Origin of the sequence: Mesorhizobium sp. ISC15 (genome assembly GCF_037162615.1) — a bacterium.
Taxonomy (GTDB): Bacteria; Pseudomonadota; Alphaproteobacteria; order Rhizobiales; family Rhizobiaceae; genus Mesorhizobium; species Mesorhizobium mediterraneum.
In genome coordinates this window covers 4,681,747-4,694,846 of the sequence record NZ_JAVSPX010000001.1, presented here as the reverse complement: position 1 = coordinate 4,694,846, position 13,100 = coordinate 4,681,747, and the positions used below count along the sequence as shown (strand labels likewise).

The 13,100-nt window shown below is 62.3% G+C and carries 14 protein-coding genes; 9 read left to right on the top strand and 5 right to left on the bottom strand.

What is annotated here, in order from left to right:
• Positions 1 to 50: 50 nt before the first annotated feature.
• The 3 genes from RPG13_RS22585 to RPG13_RS22575 are packed head-to-tail and all read left to right on the top strand — an operon-like array spanning position 51 to position 2,272.
• Positions 51 to 485 carry a DoxX family protein gene (locus RPG13_RS22585; protein ID WP_337126036.1) on the top strand — a complete coding sequence of 145 codons (435 nt, stop codon included), beginning with the start codon at positions 51 to 53 and terminating at the stop codon, positions 483 to 485.
• Between the two features lie 47 nt (positions 486 to 532).
• Complete coding sequence (locus RPG13_RS22580) at positions 533 to 1,762, top strand: PQQ-dependent sugar dehydrogenase (protein ID WP_337126035.1); 1,230 nt, start codon at positions 533 to 535, stop codon at positions 1,760 to 1,762.
• A 30-nt stretch (positions 1,763 to 1,792) separates the two neighbouring features.
• Positions 1,793 to 2,272, top strand: coding sequence for a nuclear transport factor 2 family protein (locus RPG13_RS22575; protein ID WP_337126034.1), 480 nt, complete (start codon positions 1,793 to 1,795; stop codon positions 2,270 to 2,272).
• 255 nt (positions 2,273 to 2,527) lie between these two features.
• Here the strand turns inward: RPG13_RS22575 and radC are convergent, their stop codons facing one another.
• Complete coding sequence (gene radC, locus RPG13_RS22570; protein ID WP_128242706.1) at positions 2,528 to 3,283, bottom strand: RadC family protein; 756 nt, start codon at positions 3,281 to 3,283, stop codon at positions 2,528 to 2,530.
• A gap of 52 nt (positions 3,284 to 3,335) precedes the next feature.
• Positions 3,336 to 4,163, bottom strand: a complete 828-nt coding sequence (map, locus tag RPG13_RS22565) for a type I methionyl aminopeptidase (RefSeq protein ID WP_128242707.1) — start codon at positions 4,161 to 4,163, stop codon at positions 3,336 to 3,338.
• Positions 4,164 to 4,444: 281 nt separating this feature from the next.
• Here map and RPG13_RS22560 point away from each other — a divergent pair, with 281 nt between their 5' ends.
• The gene (locus tag RPG13_RS22560) at positions 4,445 to 4,741 is read left to right on the top strand and encodes a DUF982 domain-containing protein (protein WP_126106348.1); all 297 of its coding nucleotides are present in this window, start codon (positions 4,445 to 4,447) and stop codon (positions 4,739 to 4,741) included.
• A gap of 100 nt (positions 4,742 to 4,841) precedes the next feature.
• Here RPG13_RS22560 and RPG13_RS22555 read toward each other — a convergent pair whose 3' ends face one another.
• Positions 4,842 to 5,666 (bottom strand): alpha/beta fold hydrolase, encoded by an 825-nt coding sequence (locus tag RPG13_RS22555; protein ID WP_337126033.1) that lies wholly within the window; start codon positions 5,664 to 5,666, stop codon positions 4,842 to 4,844.
• A gap of 212 nt (positions 5,667 to 5,878) precedes the next feature.
• Here RPG13_RS22555 and RPG13_RS22550 point away from each other — a divergent pair, with 212 nt between their 5' ends.
• Genes RPG13_RS22550 through RPG13_RS22530 form a run of 5 tightly spaced genes read left to right on the top strand, consistent with a single transcriptional unit; the run spans position 5,879 to position 10,483 of the window.
• The gene (locus tag RPG13_RS22550) at positions 5,879 to 7,123 is read left to right on the top strand and encodes an ABC transporter substrate-binding protein (protein ID WP_337126032.1); all 1,245 of its coding nucleotides are present in this window, start codon (positions 5,879 to 5,881) and stop codon (positions 7,121 to 7,123) included.
• A gap of 4 nt (positions 7,124 to 7,127) precedes the next feature.
• Positions 7,128 to 7,865, top strand: a complete 738-nt coding sequence (locus RPG13_RS22545) for an ABC transporter ATP-binding protein (protein WP_292626514.1) — start codon at positions 7,128 to 7,130, stop codon at positions 7,863 to 7,865.
• Positions 7,862 to 8,581, top strand: a complete 720-nt coding sequence (locus tag RPG13_RS22540) for an ABC transporter ATP-binding protein (protein ID WP_292651089.1) — start codon at positions 7,862 to 7,864, stop codon at positions 8,579 to 8,581. Before RPG13_RS22545 ends, RPG13_RS22540 begins: the two co-directional genes overlap by 4 nt.
• A gap of 25 nt (positions 8,582 to 8,606) precedes the next feature.
• Positions 8,607 to 9,482 (top strand): branched-chain amino acid ABC transporter permease, encoded by an 876-nt coding sequence (locus RPG13_RS22535; RefSeq protein ID WP_337126031.1) that lies wholly within the window; start codon positions 8,607 to 8,609, stop codon positions 9,480 to 9,482.
• The gene (locus RPG13_RS22530; protein ID WP_337126030.1) at positions 9,479 to 10,483 is read left to right on the top strand and encodes a branched-chain amino acid ABC transporter permease; all 1,005 of its coding nucleotides are present in this window, start codon (positions 9,479 to 9,481) and stop codon (positions 10,481 to 10,483) included. Before RPG13_RS22535 ends, RPG13_RS22530 begins: the two co-directional genes overlap by 4 nt.
• 146 nt (positions 10,484 to 10,629) lie before the next feature.
• Here the strand turns inward: RPG13_RS22530 and RPG13_RS22525 are convergent, their stop codons facing one another.
• Positions 10,630 to 11,946, bottom strand: a complete 1,317-nt coding sequence (locus RPG13_RS22525; protein ID WP_337126029.1) for a M20 family metallopeptidase — start codon at positions 11,944 to 11,946, stop codon at positions 10,630 to 10,632.
• Between the two features lie 104 nt (positions 11,947 to 12,050).
• Positions 12,051 to 12,998, bottom strand: a complete 948-nt coding sequence (locus RPG13_RS22520; RefSeq protein WP_095485425.1) for a MurR/RpiR family transcriptional regulator — start codon at positions 12,996 to 12,998, stop codon at positions 12,051 to 12,053.
• Positions 12,999 to 13,100 lie beyond the last annotated feature (102 nt).

Sequence of the window (13,100 nt, the reverse complement as noted above, 5' to 3'; positions counted from 1 at the left end):
CACTTGTTTTAACCCAACTCGCAATCCGTCTAGTTACCTTGGAGGCAAATATGCCCGCTTTGCAGATACCCTATATCCGAAACTTTGCACCTCATATTCTGAGTGTCTTGCGCATTTTTGCAGCAGGATCATTCTTCACCCATGGCACCATGAAGCTTTTCAGCTGGCCTGCACCCTTTGAATATCCTCTCAACCCGTTGCTGCTCACGGCCGGAGTTCTCGAAGTGGTTGGCGGCCTTCTATTAGTATTTGGCCTCTTCGCCCGCCCGGTTGCCTTCCTGCTTTCGGGATCCATGGCCTTCGCATACTTCATCGCGCACAGCTCGAATGGTTTCTTCCCGGTACTCAATCACGGCGAAGCAGCGATGCTGTATTGCTTCCTGTTTCTCTACATTTCCGCCGCCGGGCCGGGTGTCTGGAGCTTGGATGCGCTCCGGGAGCGCAAGGCTGGAACGACTTCGTCCCGCCTGGAGACGGCGACGTGATGTGATTGGCGCGTGGTCGGCCTACAGCCATTCAATGGAGAGCGTCTATGGAGAGTCGAGATTTCGATCGAAGAGCCAGTGCTGGCCACATGCGGGATGAGGTGCTGGGAACGGACGGGCGCGGTGTAGCAATCGCAGTGGTTCGGGCCTCGATGATCGCTCTCGCATTCACCATGCTCGGCTCCATATCGCTGCTGATCTCCTCCGGCGTTCACGCCCAGTCGTCTCGCTCAGTGGGCTCCCCGACATCGTGCGTAATGCCCGCGGCCACCCCCATCGAGATTGCTTCGGGGCTCAACATACCCTGGTCCGCCGTGCGCGTCGGCGGCGAGGTGCTCGTCAGTCAGCGTGGTACTGGGGAGATCGTGGCGTTTCGGCTTGGCGAAACGCTACGGTCAGTCGGCACCGTGCCCGACGTCGTAGCCCGAGGCGATGGCGGGATGCTTGGACTTGCGGTGCTCACAGAGAGCGCGAACGTCTGGCTCTACGCTTACCACAGCACGATTTCGGGCAATCGCATCGTGCGGATGGCGTACAGCGAAGGCGCGCTCGGTGAAGTGCAAGCCGTCCTTGACGGATTGCCCGGAGGGCGCGGTCACAACGGCGGGCGCATCGAGTTTGGTCCTGACGGGATGCTCTATGCAACGGTGGGCGAGACGAGAAATCCCAACCTCTCGCAGGATCCAAACTCACTTGCTGGCAAGATCCTCCGCATGACGCCTACCGGCGGCGTCCCAACGGATAACCCTGTGAGAGGCTCTCTCGTCTACTCCCTTGGACACCGCAATTCTCAAGGACTGGCGTGGGATGACAGGGGACAGCTGTGGGCGACCGATTTTGGGGATGATGGATGGGACGAACTCAACCGCGTTGAGCCGGGGGGAAATTACGGGTGGCCGGTCATCGAAGGCAGGGGAGGCAACCCCGCTTACATAGACCCTGTCATGCAGTGGCATACGCAGGAAATGGGTCCAAGCGGGCTTGCCTACGTTGACGGCACCTTCTTCGTTGCAGGTCTGACAGGGCAGCGGCTGTGGTCGGTGACAATTGACGCCGCGGGCAATCCCGAAGCAACGGCACACTACGCCGGCGAGTTTGGGCGTGTTCGTCATGTACTCGAGGGAAACGACGGCAACCTGTGGTTCCTGACGAACGGGCGACGTGGCGACCCCGATGGGCAGGTTCTTTCGGTCCCGCTCGGGAGCCTGGCCGCGCCCGAATGCTCACGCGCATCGGCTGCCGGTGGCCGGGGTGGAGTTCCCGCAACAGTCCCATGAACCTCGCCAAACACAAGAGGGAGATGTCAATTGGCCCGGAACCTTCGTGCCTTAGCGGCCATCGCTTCGCTCTGCCTGCCAATATCGCTCGCGGTCGCCCAGCCAGTGAGTCAGCAATGCGTGAACAGCGAGGTAGCCGAGAGGGAAGTCCTCGAGCTAGATTCCATGCGCATCGACGCATTGCTTCGCAACGACGTGGGGTTTCTGGAAGAGATCACTGCCGACGACTATTCTCACGTCGAAAGCTCTGGTGGCGCTCGCAACAAATCGCAATTCATCGCAGGCCGTAGGGGTGAACGCGCGCTGTTTTCCACCTTCGTCATCGACGAAAACAAAGCGATGATCTACTGCAATGTCGCCGTTGTCGTTGGACGTTATCACAATGCGTACAGAACAAGCGGGGGATCTTCCGTAGTGAAGAGAGCCCGGCACCTTCGCGTATACGTTCATGAAAATGGGCAATGGAGGAATGTGGCGCATCAAGCGACCGAAATCGGCAGGGCCGATTGATCGAAATGTCTTCCGATTCAAGATGGCTGGCGGGAAGCGTGCAGCTATGGCGCGTCGGCGGTCGGTTTCTGATGGAAGCGTTCTCTTCAAGCGGATTGCCGAGGTTATCGGGCGCCGCCTAGGTCGAGCTGTCGAGCTGTCGAGTCGCGGGCTGGCGAGCTCTTCCGCTGGTTCGCCATCATGGCAGGCGCGAACATGGTGAAGCCAGCGCCGGACGCTTCCGACGAGAAGCCGATGCATATTTCAAATCGGGCGTCAGATCAGCAGGAGGCCCTTCATGCTGGCATGACCCTTCTTGCCGATGATGATGTGATCATGGACGGCGATGCCGAGCGGTTTGGCCGTCTCGATGACCAGCTTGGTCATCTCGATGTCGGCGCGCGACGGCGTCGGGTCGCCTGACGGATGATTATGCGCCAGAATGATTGCCGTGGCGGAGAGTTCGAGCGCGCGTTTGACCACTTCACGCGGATAGACCGGCGTGTGGTCGACGGTGCCGACCTGCTGCACCTCGTCGGCGATCAGCGCGTTCTTCTTGTCGAGAAACAGGATTCGGAACTGCTCGCGCTCCTCGAAGGCCATGACTGACCGGCAGTATCCGAGAACCTGCGTCCAGGACGACAAGACCTCGCGGCCTTTGATCTCGCTACGTGCCGCGCGTTGGGCGGTCGCGGCAACGACCTTTAGGTCGAGTGCCACCGCCGGGCCGATGCCCCCGACCTCCTCAAGTCGCGCGACAGGCGCGCCAAGCACCTCGGCCAGCGTGCCGAAGCGCGCCAGCAGCGCCTTGGCGACGGGCTTGGTGTCGGCGCGGGGGATCAGGCGAAAGAGCAGGAGTTCCAGCAATTCGTAGTCGGGGAGGGCGTCGGAACCCGCGGCCGCGAACCGTTGGCGCAAGCGGTCGCGATGACCGAGATAATGCGGCTTTTCGACCGACCTGGCTTTCGCGAGCGATTTTGTCGGTCTCTCGGGAAAGAAACCCCGCTCGTCGTCGTCGCTGGTTTTCCCCATAGCCGCCCGTATCCAGCATTTTTGCCGGGCAGATGCCCCGCCCGACTTGACACTATGCTGGCAAGCCCGGGCGGTCGAGGTTTTTTGGCGACAGCGTGAAGATCTCGCATCCGGTCTCGGTGACGCCGATCGTGTGCTCGTACTGCGCCGACAGCGAGCGGTCGCGCGTCACCGCCGTCCAGCCGTCCGACAGCACTTTTACGTGCGGCCGGCCGAGATTGATCATTGGTTCGACGGTGAAGATCATGCCCGGCCGCATCTCGACGCCCTCGCTGGCGTTGCCATAGTGCAGGATGTTCGGGGCATCGTGAAAGAGCTGGCCGACGCCGTGGCCGCAGAAATCGCGCACCACCGAGCAGCGCTCGCCTTCGGCATAGGTTTGGATGGCGGCGCCGATGGCGCCGGTGCGGGCGCCGGGCTTGATCGCGGTGATGCCGCGCATCAGGCATTCATGCGTGACCTCGAGCAGGCGCTCGGCGGCGCGCTTGATCGTGCCCACCGGATACATGCGCGAGGAATCGCCATGCCAGCCGTCGAGGATGTAGGTGACATCGATGTTGACGATGTCGCCGTCCTTCAACGGCTTGTTGTCGGGAATGCCATGGCAGACGACGTGGTTGATCGAGGTGCAGGACGACTTCGTGTAGCCGCGATAGTTGAGCGTCGCCGGCAATGCGCCGTGATCCATGCCGAACTCGAAGACGAAGCGGTCGATGGTTTCGGTGGTGATGCCCGGCGCGACGATCGACACCAGCTCGTCGAGGCAGCGCGCGGTGAGGTCGCAGGCCTTGCGCATGCCGGCAAAGCCTTCTTCGCCATAGAGGCGGATCTGGCCGGTGTTTCTGAGCGGTGCCGTGGCGGCGTCGAGATAGGTGACCATTGTGTCCGTCTTGCCGGAAGAAAGGGCTTCTAATGAGCCTGTGAGAAAAGTCTCTCAGATTTGGCACCGGACGGCGCCAGGTTCAAGGACGAACTGCCGACGACGGGCACAAGCCGGCGAAATTCATGCGTTGCGGCTTCACCTTGTGCCTGTCCAGGGTGTTCGTCCGCACTGACGACATATTTCTGAGCAAGAAGCGTGGCCCGAGCAAGAAGCCGGTCAAGGCAACCTTTTTGCAACGAGCGGCGTTGCTGCGGGAACGCTGCTCGGGAGAGACACGAATGGACAGATTGCAATTCGAGGTGCCGGTGCGCATCACGACCGCGCCTGGCCTGCCGGTCGAGGAAATATACAGCGTCGAACAGGCGCTGGATTTCCTGCAAGGCTGGCCGGTTCGCCGGCAGGGCCCGGTCTATCAGGCTGCGTTCAATGCCTGCTTCGGCGCCACGGTCGACCTCGTCGACACCGAGGAGGCTTGCCGGGCGTTCATGGCGTTCTGCCGGGTGAGCCGCCTCCTGGCCAGGGATATGATGGTTCCGGGCAAGCGTTCTGGCGAGGCGAGGGGGCTGAGGGCTTAAAGCGCGTCGCGTTCGAACGGGCTCATGCGACGCGCTTTAAGCTCTTGTTTTTATGCATGTCGTTATCGCAAAACCGCTGCGCATTTTTGCGCGACATGCATTAGCGCCAGCTGGGCTCCAGGTTCTTGAGGAACCGTTCGAAGATCGGGTCGAACCGGTCCGGCGAATCCCAGAACGGCGCGTGGCCGGAATTGCTGATCAGGTGTTTCTTGCCTTCCCAGAGGTTGGAGAAGGCAATCGTATCGACGAAGTCGGTGTTGACGAACGGCTCGTCGGCGCCGTTGAGCACCGCGATCGGCGGTGTCTTGCCGGCGACGATCGCGCTCTGGTCCTTGCCTTCGCCAGCCGCGAATTTGCCGAGCATCAGTCTGCGCGCGCGGCCATCGGTGCGCGCGACGGCATTGCGGAGCAGCTGGTCATAGGGCTCGCCGCAGGTTGAATGCGCATAAGCGTCGATATCTTCTTCGGTGAGGGTCTCCTTGCCGGCCAGGCCCATATGCGGGCTGGGCTTGAAGCCATTGTTGAGATCGGCGCCGGCGACCGGCGGCGTGCCGGTGATCATCAGACCGAGCATGCCGGGATAGCGGTCGATCATCTCCAACCCGATATGACCGCCCAGCGACCAGCCGAAGACCGCTGCCTTTTCAATGCCAAGCCTGTTCAACACCTCGGTCATTGCGTCGGCGTAACCTGGCATCGAGTAGCTGCGATGCGGATCGACCGCGTCGCAGGACTCGCCATGACCGGGAAGATCGACCGCGATCAGATGGTAGGTTGCGCCGATCCTGCCGTTGAATTGATTGCGGAAGACGGCGCCTGACGACGAATTGCCGTGGATCATCAGCACCGGCATGCCGGTGCCGGCGCTTTCGCGCACGGCGAGCGTGCCGTGACTGGTTTCGATCTTCTTGATCGTGGTCGCCATCCCTGTCTCCATTCGCCTGTCTCCGTTTCGATTGATTGCCGCAGCCCCCCGGCGAACTGCCTGGAAATGCATCACATGGCCTCACGCGTTCAACAGAGCGGGCAAATTTGTCCGCCTACGCATGAAAATATCTTTTCAAATTGACCCGCCTGTGCATAATTTGTCAATCATCCAACCATCGTCACGACAATAACAGGGGAACAGGATCAATGATGACCAAGTCGATGAAACGCCATTTCAGGCATATGCTGATCGGAACGTCGCTCGGCGTGATGCTGGCCACAGCACCGGCATTCGCCGATGTCGTCAAGATCGGCCTGCTTGCGCCGCTGACCGGCCCGGCGGCGGCCGACGGCCAGGAATTCCAGCGTGGCGCGCAGATGGCGATCGACGAGGCAAACAGCGCCGGCGGCGTCGACGGCCATACGTTCGAACTGGTCGTGGGCGACGTGAAGGACCAGTCGGCTGCGAACGTCACCAGCGCGGTCGAGCGCCTGCTCGGCGACCAGGATGTGCATTTCATGCTGACCGGCTATGCCAGCCTGACCAATTTCGAGATCGACAACATGGCCGAGGCGGAGATGCCTTACATGCTTGCGGCCACATCGCAGCAGACCAAGGATATCATCGCGCCCGATCCGGCGAAATACGCCTGCTGCTGGTCGCTGACCCCGTCCTTCGACGCCTACAACACCGACGTCACGGTTTTTGTCGAGAAGCTGGCGGCCGAAGGCAAGATCACGCTGCCGACCAAGAAGGTCGCCATCATCTCGTCCGACAATGCCTATTCGAAGACCATCTCCGAAGGCATGAAGAAGACCTTCAAGGAGAAGGGCTGGACCATCACCGTCGATGAGCTCGTGCCCTTCGGCGAGGTGACCGATTGGCGTTCGATCCTGGCCAAGGTGCGCAAGGACGTGCCAGACGTTGTCATCAACACCGACTATCTGCCCGGCAATTCGGCCTCGTTCCTCAACCAGTTCCTGGAGCAGCCGACCAAGAGTCTGGTGTTCCTGCAATATGCGCCGAGCGTTCCGGAATTCGTCGAGCTGACGAAGGAAAAGTCGAGCGGCGTGATCTATAACCTTCTTGGCGGCGCGCTGACCACGCCGAAGAACCCGCGCGCCGACGAAGTGGCCGGCAAGTTCAAGGCCAAATACGGCGTCGAGAGCGGCACATACGGCGTCGGTCTGTACGAGATGGTCAATGTCTATTTCGACGCGCTGAAAAAGGCCGGCGACCCGAGCGACCATGCCGCGATCATGAAGGCGCTGTCCGAGACCGACAAGCAGGTCGCCGAGGGCCGCCTGAAATTCGATCCGGCGACGCATCTTGCCATGCAGGGCGACGACTACATCCCGATCACCTTCTTCCAGATCTGGGACGGCAAGCGCGCCCTGATCTCGCCCGCCAAATACGCGACCGGCGAGTTCCAGTCGCAGCCCTGGATGAAATAGCGGCATGCCGCTGCTTGAAGTCGAAGGCGTATCGAAGGCGTTCGGCTCGCTCAAGGCGGTCGATGATGTTTCATTCGCCGTCGAGGCCGGAGAAATCTTCGGCGTCGCCGGGCCGAACGGCAGTGGCAAGAGCACGCTGTTCAACGTCATCACCGGCATACCGTTCGGCCCCGACAAGGGCCGGATACGGTTTGACGGCATGGAGATCCAGGGCAAGACAGGCAATGCCATTGCACAGCTCGGCCTTCTCAGGACCTTCCAGCGCGAGACCAGCTTCGACGGGCTGACCGTGTTCGAGAACGCGCTGATCGGCGCAAGCTATGGCAAGCCCGGGCGAGGGGCGGCCGAGGCGCGGACCCGCGCCGCCGAGGCGCTGGAGTTCGTCGGCCTTTCGTCGGCCACGTTCGGACGGCTCGCCGGCGAATTGTCGGTGTTCGACCGCAAGTGCCTGATGCTCGCAACGGCAATCGCCACGGAACCACGCATGCTTTTGCTCGACGAGCCGGCATCGAGCCTGACCAAGCCGGAGATCGAGACGTCGATCGGTTTGATCAGGCGCACCGCCGCGCGCGGCATCACCGTGGTGCTGATCGAGCATGTGCTGACCTTCCTGATGAGCCTGTCGCAACATCTGCTCGTGCTGAATCAGGGCCGTGTGCTTGCCGCGGGCGACCCCAAGAGCGTGATCGCCGACCATCGCGTGGTAGAGGCCTATCTCGGGACAAGGAGATCGGCGGCGTGAGCGAGAGCCCGATCCTGAGTGTCGAGGCGGTGACCGCCGGCTATGGCCGTGTGACCGTTCTGCATGAGATCACGCTCGAGGCTGGCCGGTTCGGCAATGTCGGTCTGTTCGGGCCGAACGGTCACGGCAAGACGACGCTGCTCAGGACCATTTCCGGCTTGGTCGCGCCGAAACGCGGCCGCGTCGTCTTCGACGGCAAGGACATCACTGGCTTGAGCGCGCGCGCCATCGTCGCCACCGGTCTCATCCACGTGCCGCAGGGCAACAAGCTGTTCCCGGATCTGACGATCGGCGACTGCATGGCGCTTGGCGCCTATTCGCCGCGCGCACGGCCGCACGAGGCCGTGAACCGCGAAAAGGTGGTGAAGCTGTTCCCGAAGCTCGCCGAACGGTGGCGGCAAAGGGTGCGCACGCTTTCCGGCGGCGAGCGCCAGATGGTGTCGATCGGCACGGCGCTGATGAGCCATCCGCGTCTGCTGATCCTCGACGAGCCGACGCTTGGACTGGCGCCGAAGATCAAGGACGAGCTCTGCACCGCCGTCATGGATATCTCGAAGGGCGGCGTGCCGCTCGTCGTCGTGGAGCAGGACATCGAGTTCCTGCTCGAACTCAGCCGGCAGCTCTTCCTCGTCGATCACGGAGCGGTCAAGACCGAGATCCGGCCGGGCGAGAGCATCGAGCACAGCGAAATCATGGCGATGTATTTCGGGCATTGAAGGCAGGATCGGACAGGGTTCGGGCATGAGCATGTTTTCGGATATCTTCTTTGGCGGCCTGTTCCAGGGCTCGCTCTACGCGATGATGGCGGTCGGGCTGGCCCTCGTCTGGACGACGATCGGTGTGTTCAACTTCAGCCATGGCGTGTTCATGATGCTGGGCGCCTATTTTGCCTGGCAGCTCGTCGCCTTCGGCCTGCCGGTGGTGATCGCCTTCCCGCTCGCCGTCATCGTCATGGCTGGCGCCGGCTGGATCCTGCAGGCCTCGGTGGTGCGGCCGCTGATCGGCCGTCCCAACATCGTGCTGGTCGTCGTCATCACCACACTGGCCGCCGGCTCGCTGATGGAGAACGGCGCACTGACGGTCTGGGGTCCGCGCTCCAAGCAGCTTCCGAGCCTGATCGAGGGCAACACCACCATCGCCGGTGTCGGTGTGTCGCTGCACCAGATCGCGATCATTGTCATCACGCCGCTGATCCTTGCGGCGCTGTGGTCGTTCCTCAACCGCACCCGGCTCGGCCTAGCGCTCAGGGCGGTCGCGCAGAACGAGGATGCGAGCCAGCTCGTCGGCCTCAACGTCACGGCGCTTTACGGCCTTGCCTTCGCCATCGCCGCTTCGCTGGCCGGGCTGGCCGGGATCTTCATGGGCGGCTACCGCTTCATGAACCCGTCGATGGGTGCCGACCCGCTGCTCAAGGCACTGATCGTGGTGGTTTTCGGCGGTATTTCAAGCATTTCAGGACCGATCTTCGCTGCCTACCTGATCGGATTCTTCGAGGCGGCGAGCAACTACTATTTCGGCCTCTACTGGACGCCGGCACTGCTTTTCCTCGTGCTCATCGCGACGCTCATGGTGCGCCCGGAGGGTATTTTCGCCACCCGTTCCAGGGGGCTCGCATGACGCTCCTCGACATCGCCATCCCGTCTGCTCCCGGCCGTGTGACCTGGAACCGCGAGGCGATCGGCTTCGTGGCGGGGTTCCTGCTGCTTGCCCTGTTGCCGCTCGTCTTCGGCGACAGCTACAGCCGGCATGTGCTGATCATGATCTTCATCTACGCCATCGTCGCCTCGAACTGGGACCTCAGCCTCGGCTATGGCGGCGTCTTCAATTTCGGCCACCTGGCATTGTTTGGCATCGGCGTCTATGCCTACAGCCTGCTCGCCAAGCAGGCCGGCATCGATCCGTGGATCGCGCTTGTGGCGAGCGGCGTGATCGCCACCGTGGCGGCCGTGCTGGTGACCATTCCGATCCTGCGGCTCAAGGGCATCTATATCATCCTGGTCACCTTCGGCTTCGCACAGCTCGTCATGCAGGTCATCATCAGCCAGTCGGACCTGACGGGCGGCACGCAAGGTCTGGTGCGGGTGCCCGGCCTCTATCTTTTCGACCACAACATGATCCGCGACGGCAAGATCGGCTATTTCTACATTGCGCTGACACTTCTGGTGCTCAGCACGCTGTTTTTGCGGCTGTTCGTGCGCTCTCGAGCCGGCGCCAGCATCGTGGCGCTGCGCGACAATGAGGAATACGCCATCAGCCGCGGCGTCTCGCTGGTCCGGCAGCGCATGGTGACGCTGGCGGCAAGCGCCTTCTTCACCGGAATTGCCGGGGCCTTCTATGCCGCCTACCAGCGCAATGCCTCGATCGACGTGTTCGGCATGAGCCTGGCGACCATCATCCTGTCGATGGTGCTGCTCGGCGGAACGAGCACGATCTACGGAGCGATCATCGCGTCCTTCGTGCTCACCGTCTTTTCCGAGGCGATGGCCGATTTCGGCGCATGGCGGCTGATGATCTCGGCGCTGCTCATCATCGTCATCATGCTGGTCTACCCAAGCGGCCTGGTCGGCATGATCCGCGCCGCATGGACGGTGGTGGCCGACCGCATCAAGGTGCGCTGATATTCAGGTGAGGCCGGCCTGCAAATGGCGGCTTCCTGCGCTTCCGGTGCTCACGTACCCAAAAGTACGCTGCGCTCCGGTTCTCGGAACCCACCATTTTCGACTCGGCCTGACCTGAATCTCAACACACCTTAACCAACTCGAGTCTAGCGGACGCCGCACCAGTCGATGACGGAGGCGGCGATGACCTTGGCGGTCTCCACCACCGAATCGATCTCGACATATTCGTCGGCGCCATGAAAACCGTCGCCGGACGGACCGAAGATGACGCCGTCGACGCCTGCGCCGGCATAGTGCGCGGCGTCGCATACGGCGACGAAGCCCTTCACCTCAGGCTTCTTGCCGATGCCAGCCTTGTTGGCGACGAGCGACCGGACCAGCGGATGATCCGGCGAGGTGTTCATCGGCGGGAAGTACAGGCCGCCCAGCTCCCACTGGATGGTCGGCGGGTTTTCACGCAGCCAGGCGTCGGTGGCGGCGAAATGATGCACGAAAGTCTCGAAATCGCGGCGATAATCGGCTGAATTCTCATCAGGCAGGAATTTCATATCGAGATCGAGGACCGCCACGTCCGGAATGATCGCCGGGTTGGTCATCACCGTCGGCAGGCCGTTCTCGCTAAGTCCGGTGCCGCCATGCATCACCCCGATATTGATCGTGTTCATGCCGAGCGGCAGCAGCGGATGGGATCTGGCCCGCGTGCGGTCAAGCTCGTATTGGCGCACGGCCGTGATGAAGCGCGCCGCGATCTCAATGGCGTTGACGCCGGGCTCCAGCCGGTCCTTGTCGTGGCGCTGCGGATAGATTTCATTGTAGCGGAGCGCCGAATGCGCGTTGCGGCCGCGTATCGTCACCCGCGCCCATTCGAGCCCGCCCTCGACCGGCAGCACATCGCCCCAGGTCGGTTCGGCGACCAGCACCGCCTTGGCGAGCTTGCCCCTGGCGACCGCATCCATGGCGCCGAAGCCGCCGGCTTCCTCGTCGACAACCGTGTGGATCGCCAGCCGGCCCTGGAGCTTGATGCCGGCCTTGCGGATGGCGTGCGCGGCCGCGATGCAAGCCGCGACGCCGCCCTTCATGTCGACCGCCCCGCGGCCATAGAGGCGCCCGTTCGTGATATCGCCGCCAAACGGATCGACCGACCAGTTCTTCATTTCGCCGACCGGCACGACATCGATATGGCCGCACAGGATCAGGCTGCGCTCCTCATCGCCGGCCCATTCGCCGACCAGATTGGGGCGCCCCGGCAGCGCGTCCCATTGTTCGGTCGAAAAGCCGTCCGCCTTGAGGATCGGCTCCAGCAGCGCCTGCACGTCGGCCTCGCGGTTCAGGCCTCGTTTGGCCTCGAATTTGGGATTCACCGAAGGAATCCGCACCATTTCGCTGGTCAGTCCGATCACCCAGTCGCGATCCTTGTCGATCTCGGCTTGCGCGGCGGCGACGGCCGCATCCCTGTCCACCATATCGATGTCCTTTCGTGCCTCTGCGGCGTTCGTGATTGTCTCTTGGCGTTGCGGGTAGCGGACCAATCAGCCGCCCAATGCTGCGCCGATAATGCCGGCCCTGGTCATGTCGATTTGGGTTTGCCCCTGACGAACGGCGCTGCCCATTTGGCCGGGTCCCCGGCGACTGTCCTGCGGTCACCCGGCCCGGTGAAATCCGAGGCGTCGAGCGTTACGCCATTGGCGCGGCGGATCCCTTCGATGTCCTCGATGCGCTTGCGCACCGTCTGGCCTTCGCTCTCCAGCGCATGGGCAAACACGGTCTCCATCTGGACGACGGCCGTCGCCAGCGTGTCGAACGGCGAGTTGGCCTCAATTGCCGCGATCAGCGTCAGATCGGCGTGTTCGGAGATCGGCGACAGCCAAGGATCGGTGAAGAGCAGAATGCCCATGCCCCGCTCGCGCGCCTGACGGGCGAAGCTCACCACGTCGGACTGGTAGCGGCGATAGTCGAAAACGACGAGCAGGTCGCGCTTGCCGAGATCGATCAGCAGATCGAAATCCGTCGGCGCCAGTGCGCCGATATCGTGCACGCCGGGACGGAACTGCACGAGATAGCCCGCGAGCATCGAGGCGATGTGGCGGCTGAAGCGTCCGCCGAGCAGCACGACCTGGCCCTTGCAGTCGAGCAGCATCCTGGCGGCGCGGCCGTAGCTCTGCGAAGGAACCGCCGTGCGCGTTCGCTCCAGGCTGTCGGAAACCGAATGGAAGTAGTCGTTGACCGTGCCTTCGCTCGAATTGGCAGGCCGCTTCGCCTCCATCATCAGCAAAGGAGAGTGCAGGCGGGATTCGATTTCCGCCAGAAGCTTGGCCTGGAAGGCGGCAAAGCCGCCATAGCCAAGCTTGACCATGAGGCGCATGACCGTCGGATCGCTGACGCCCGCTGCCTTTGCCAGGCGCGAGGCAGTCCCGAGGCCGGACATCGGATAGTCGGCAAGGAGGACCTGCACGATCTTGGCTTCGGCGGATGTGAGGACCAGGGTGGTATGCGCCAACTCTTCGCGGATCGACACCGGACCTCTCCCTTTCCCGTGTTCAGCCGATGATAGAGAAATTACAAATTCTGGTATCAATGTCAATTTTTGGAATGGTTTCTACAAAGACCGTTGGGTGCG

Coding starts and splice junctions, on each gene's coding strand:
- RPG13_RS22585 (WP_337126036.1), top strand. CDS start 51: ATGCCCGCTTTGCAGATACCCTATATCCGAAACTTTGCACCTCATATT.
- RPG13_RS22580 (WP_337126035.1), top strand. CDS start 533: ATGGAGAGTCGAGATTTCGATCGAAGAGCCAGTGCTGGCCACATGCGG.
- radC (WP_128242706.1), bottom strand. CDS start 3,283: ATGGGGAAAACCAGCGACGACGACGAGCGGGGTTTCTTTCCCGAGAGA.
- map (WP_128242707.1), bottom strand. CDS start 4,163: ATGGTCACCTATCTCGACGCCGCCACGGCACCGCTCAGAAACACCGGC.
- RPG13_RS22560 (WP_126106348.1), top strand. CDS start 4,445: ATGGACAGATTGCAATTCGAGGTGCCGGTGCGCATCACGACCGCGCCT.
- RPG13_RS22555 (WP_337126033.1), bottom strand. CDS start 5,666: ATGGCGACCACGATCAAGAAGATCGAAACCAGTCACGGCACGCTCGCC.
- RPG13_RS22550 (WP_337126032.1), top strand. CDS start 5,879: ATGACCAAGTCGATGAAACGCCATTTCAGGCATATGCTGATCGGAACG.
- RPG13_RS22545 (WP_292626514.1), top strand. CDS start 7,128: ATGCCGCTGCTTGAAGTCGAAGGCGTATCGAAGGCGTTCGGCTCGCTC.
- RPG13_RS22535 (WP_337126031.1), top strand. CDS start 8,607: ATGAGCATGTTTTCGGATATCTTCTTTGGCGGCCTGTTCCAGGGCTCG.
- RPG13_RS22530 (WP_337126030.1), top strand. CDS start 9,479: ATGACGCTCCTCGACATCGCCATCCCGTCTGCTCCCGGCCGTGTGACC.
- RPG13_RS22525 (WP_337126029.1), bottom strand. CDS start 11,946: ATGGTGGACAGGGATGCGGCCGTCGCCGCCGCGCAAGCCGAGATCGAC.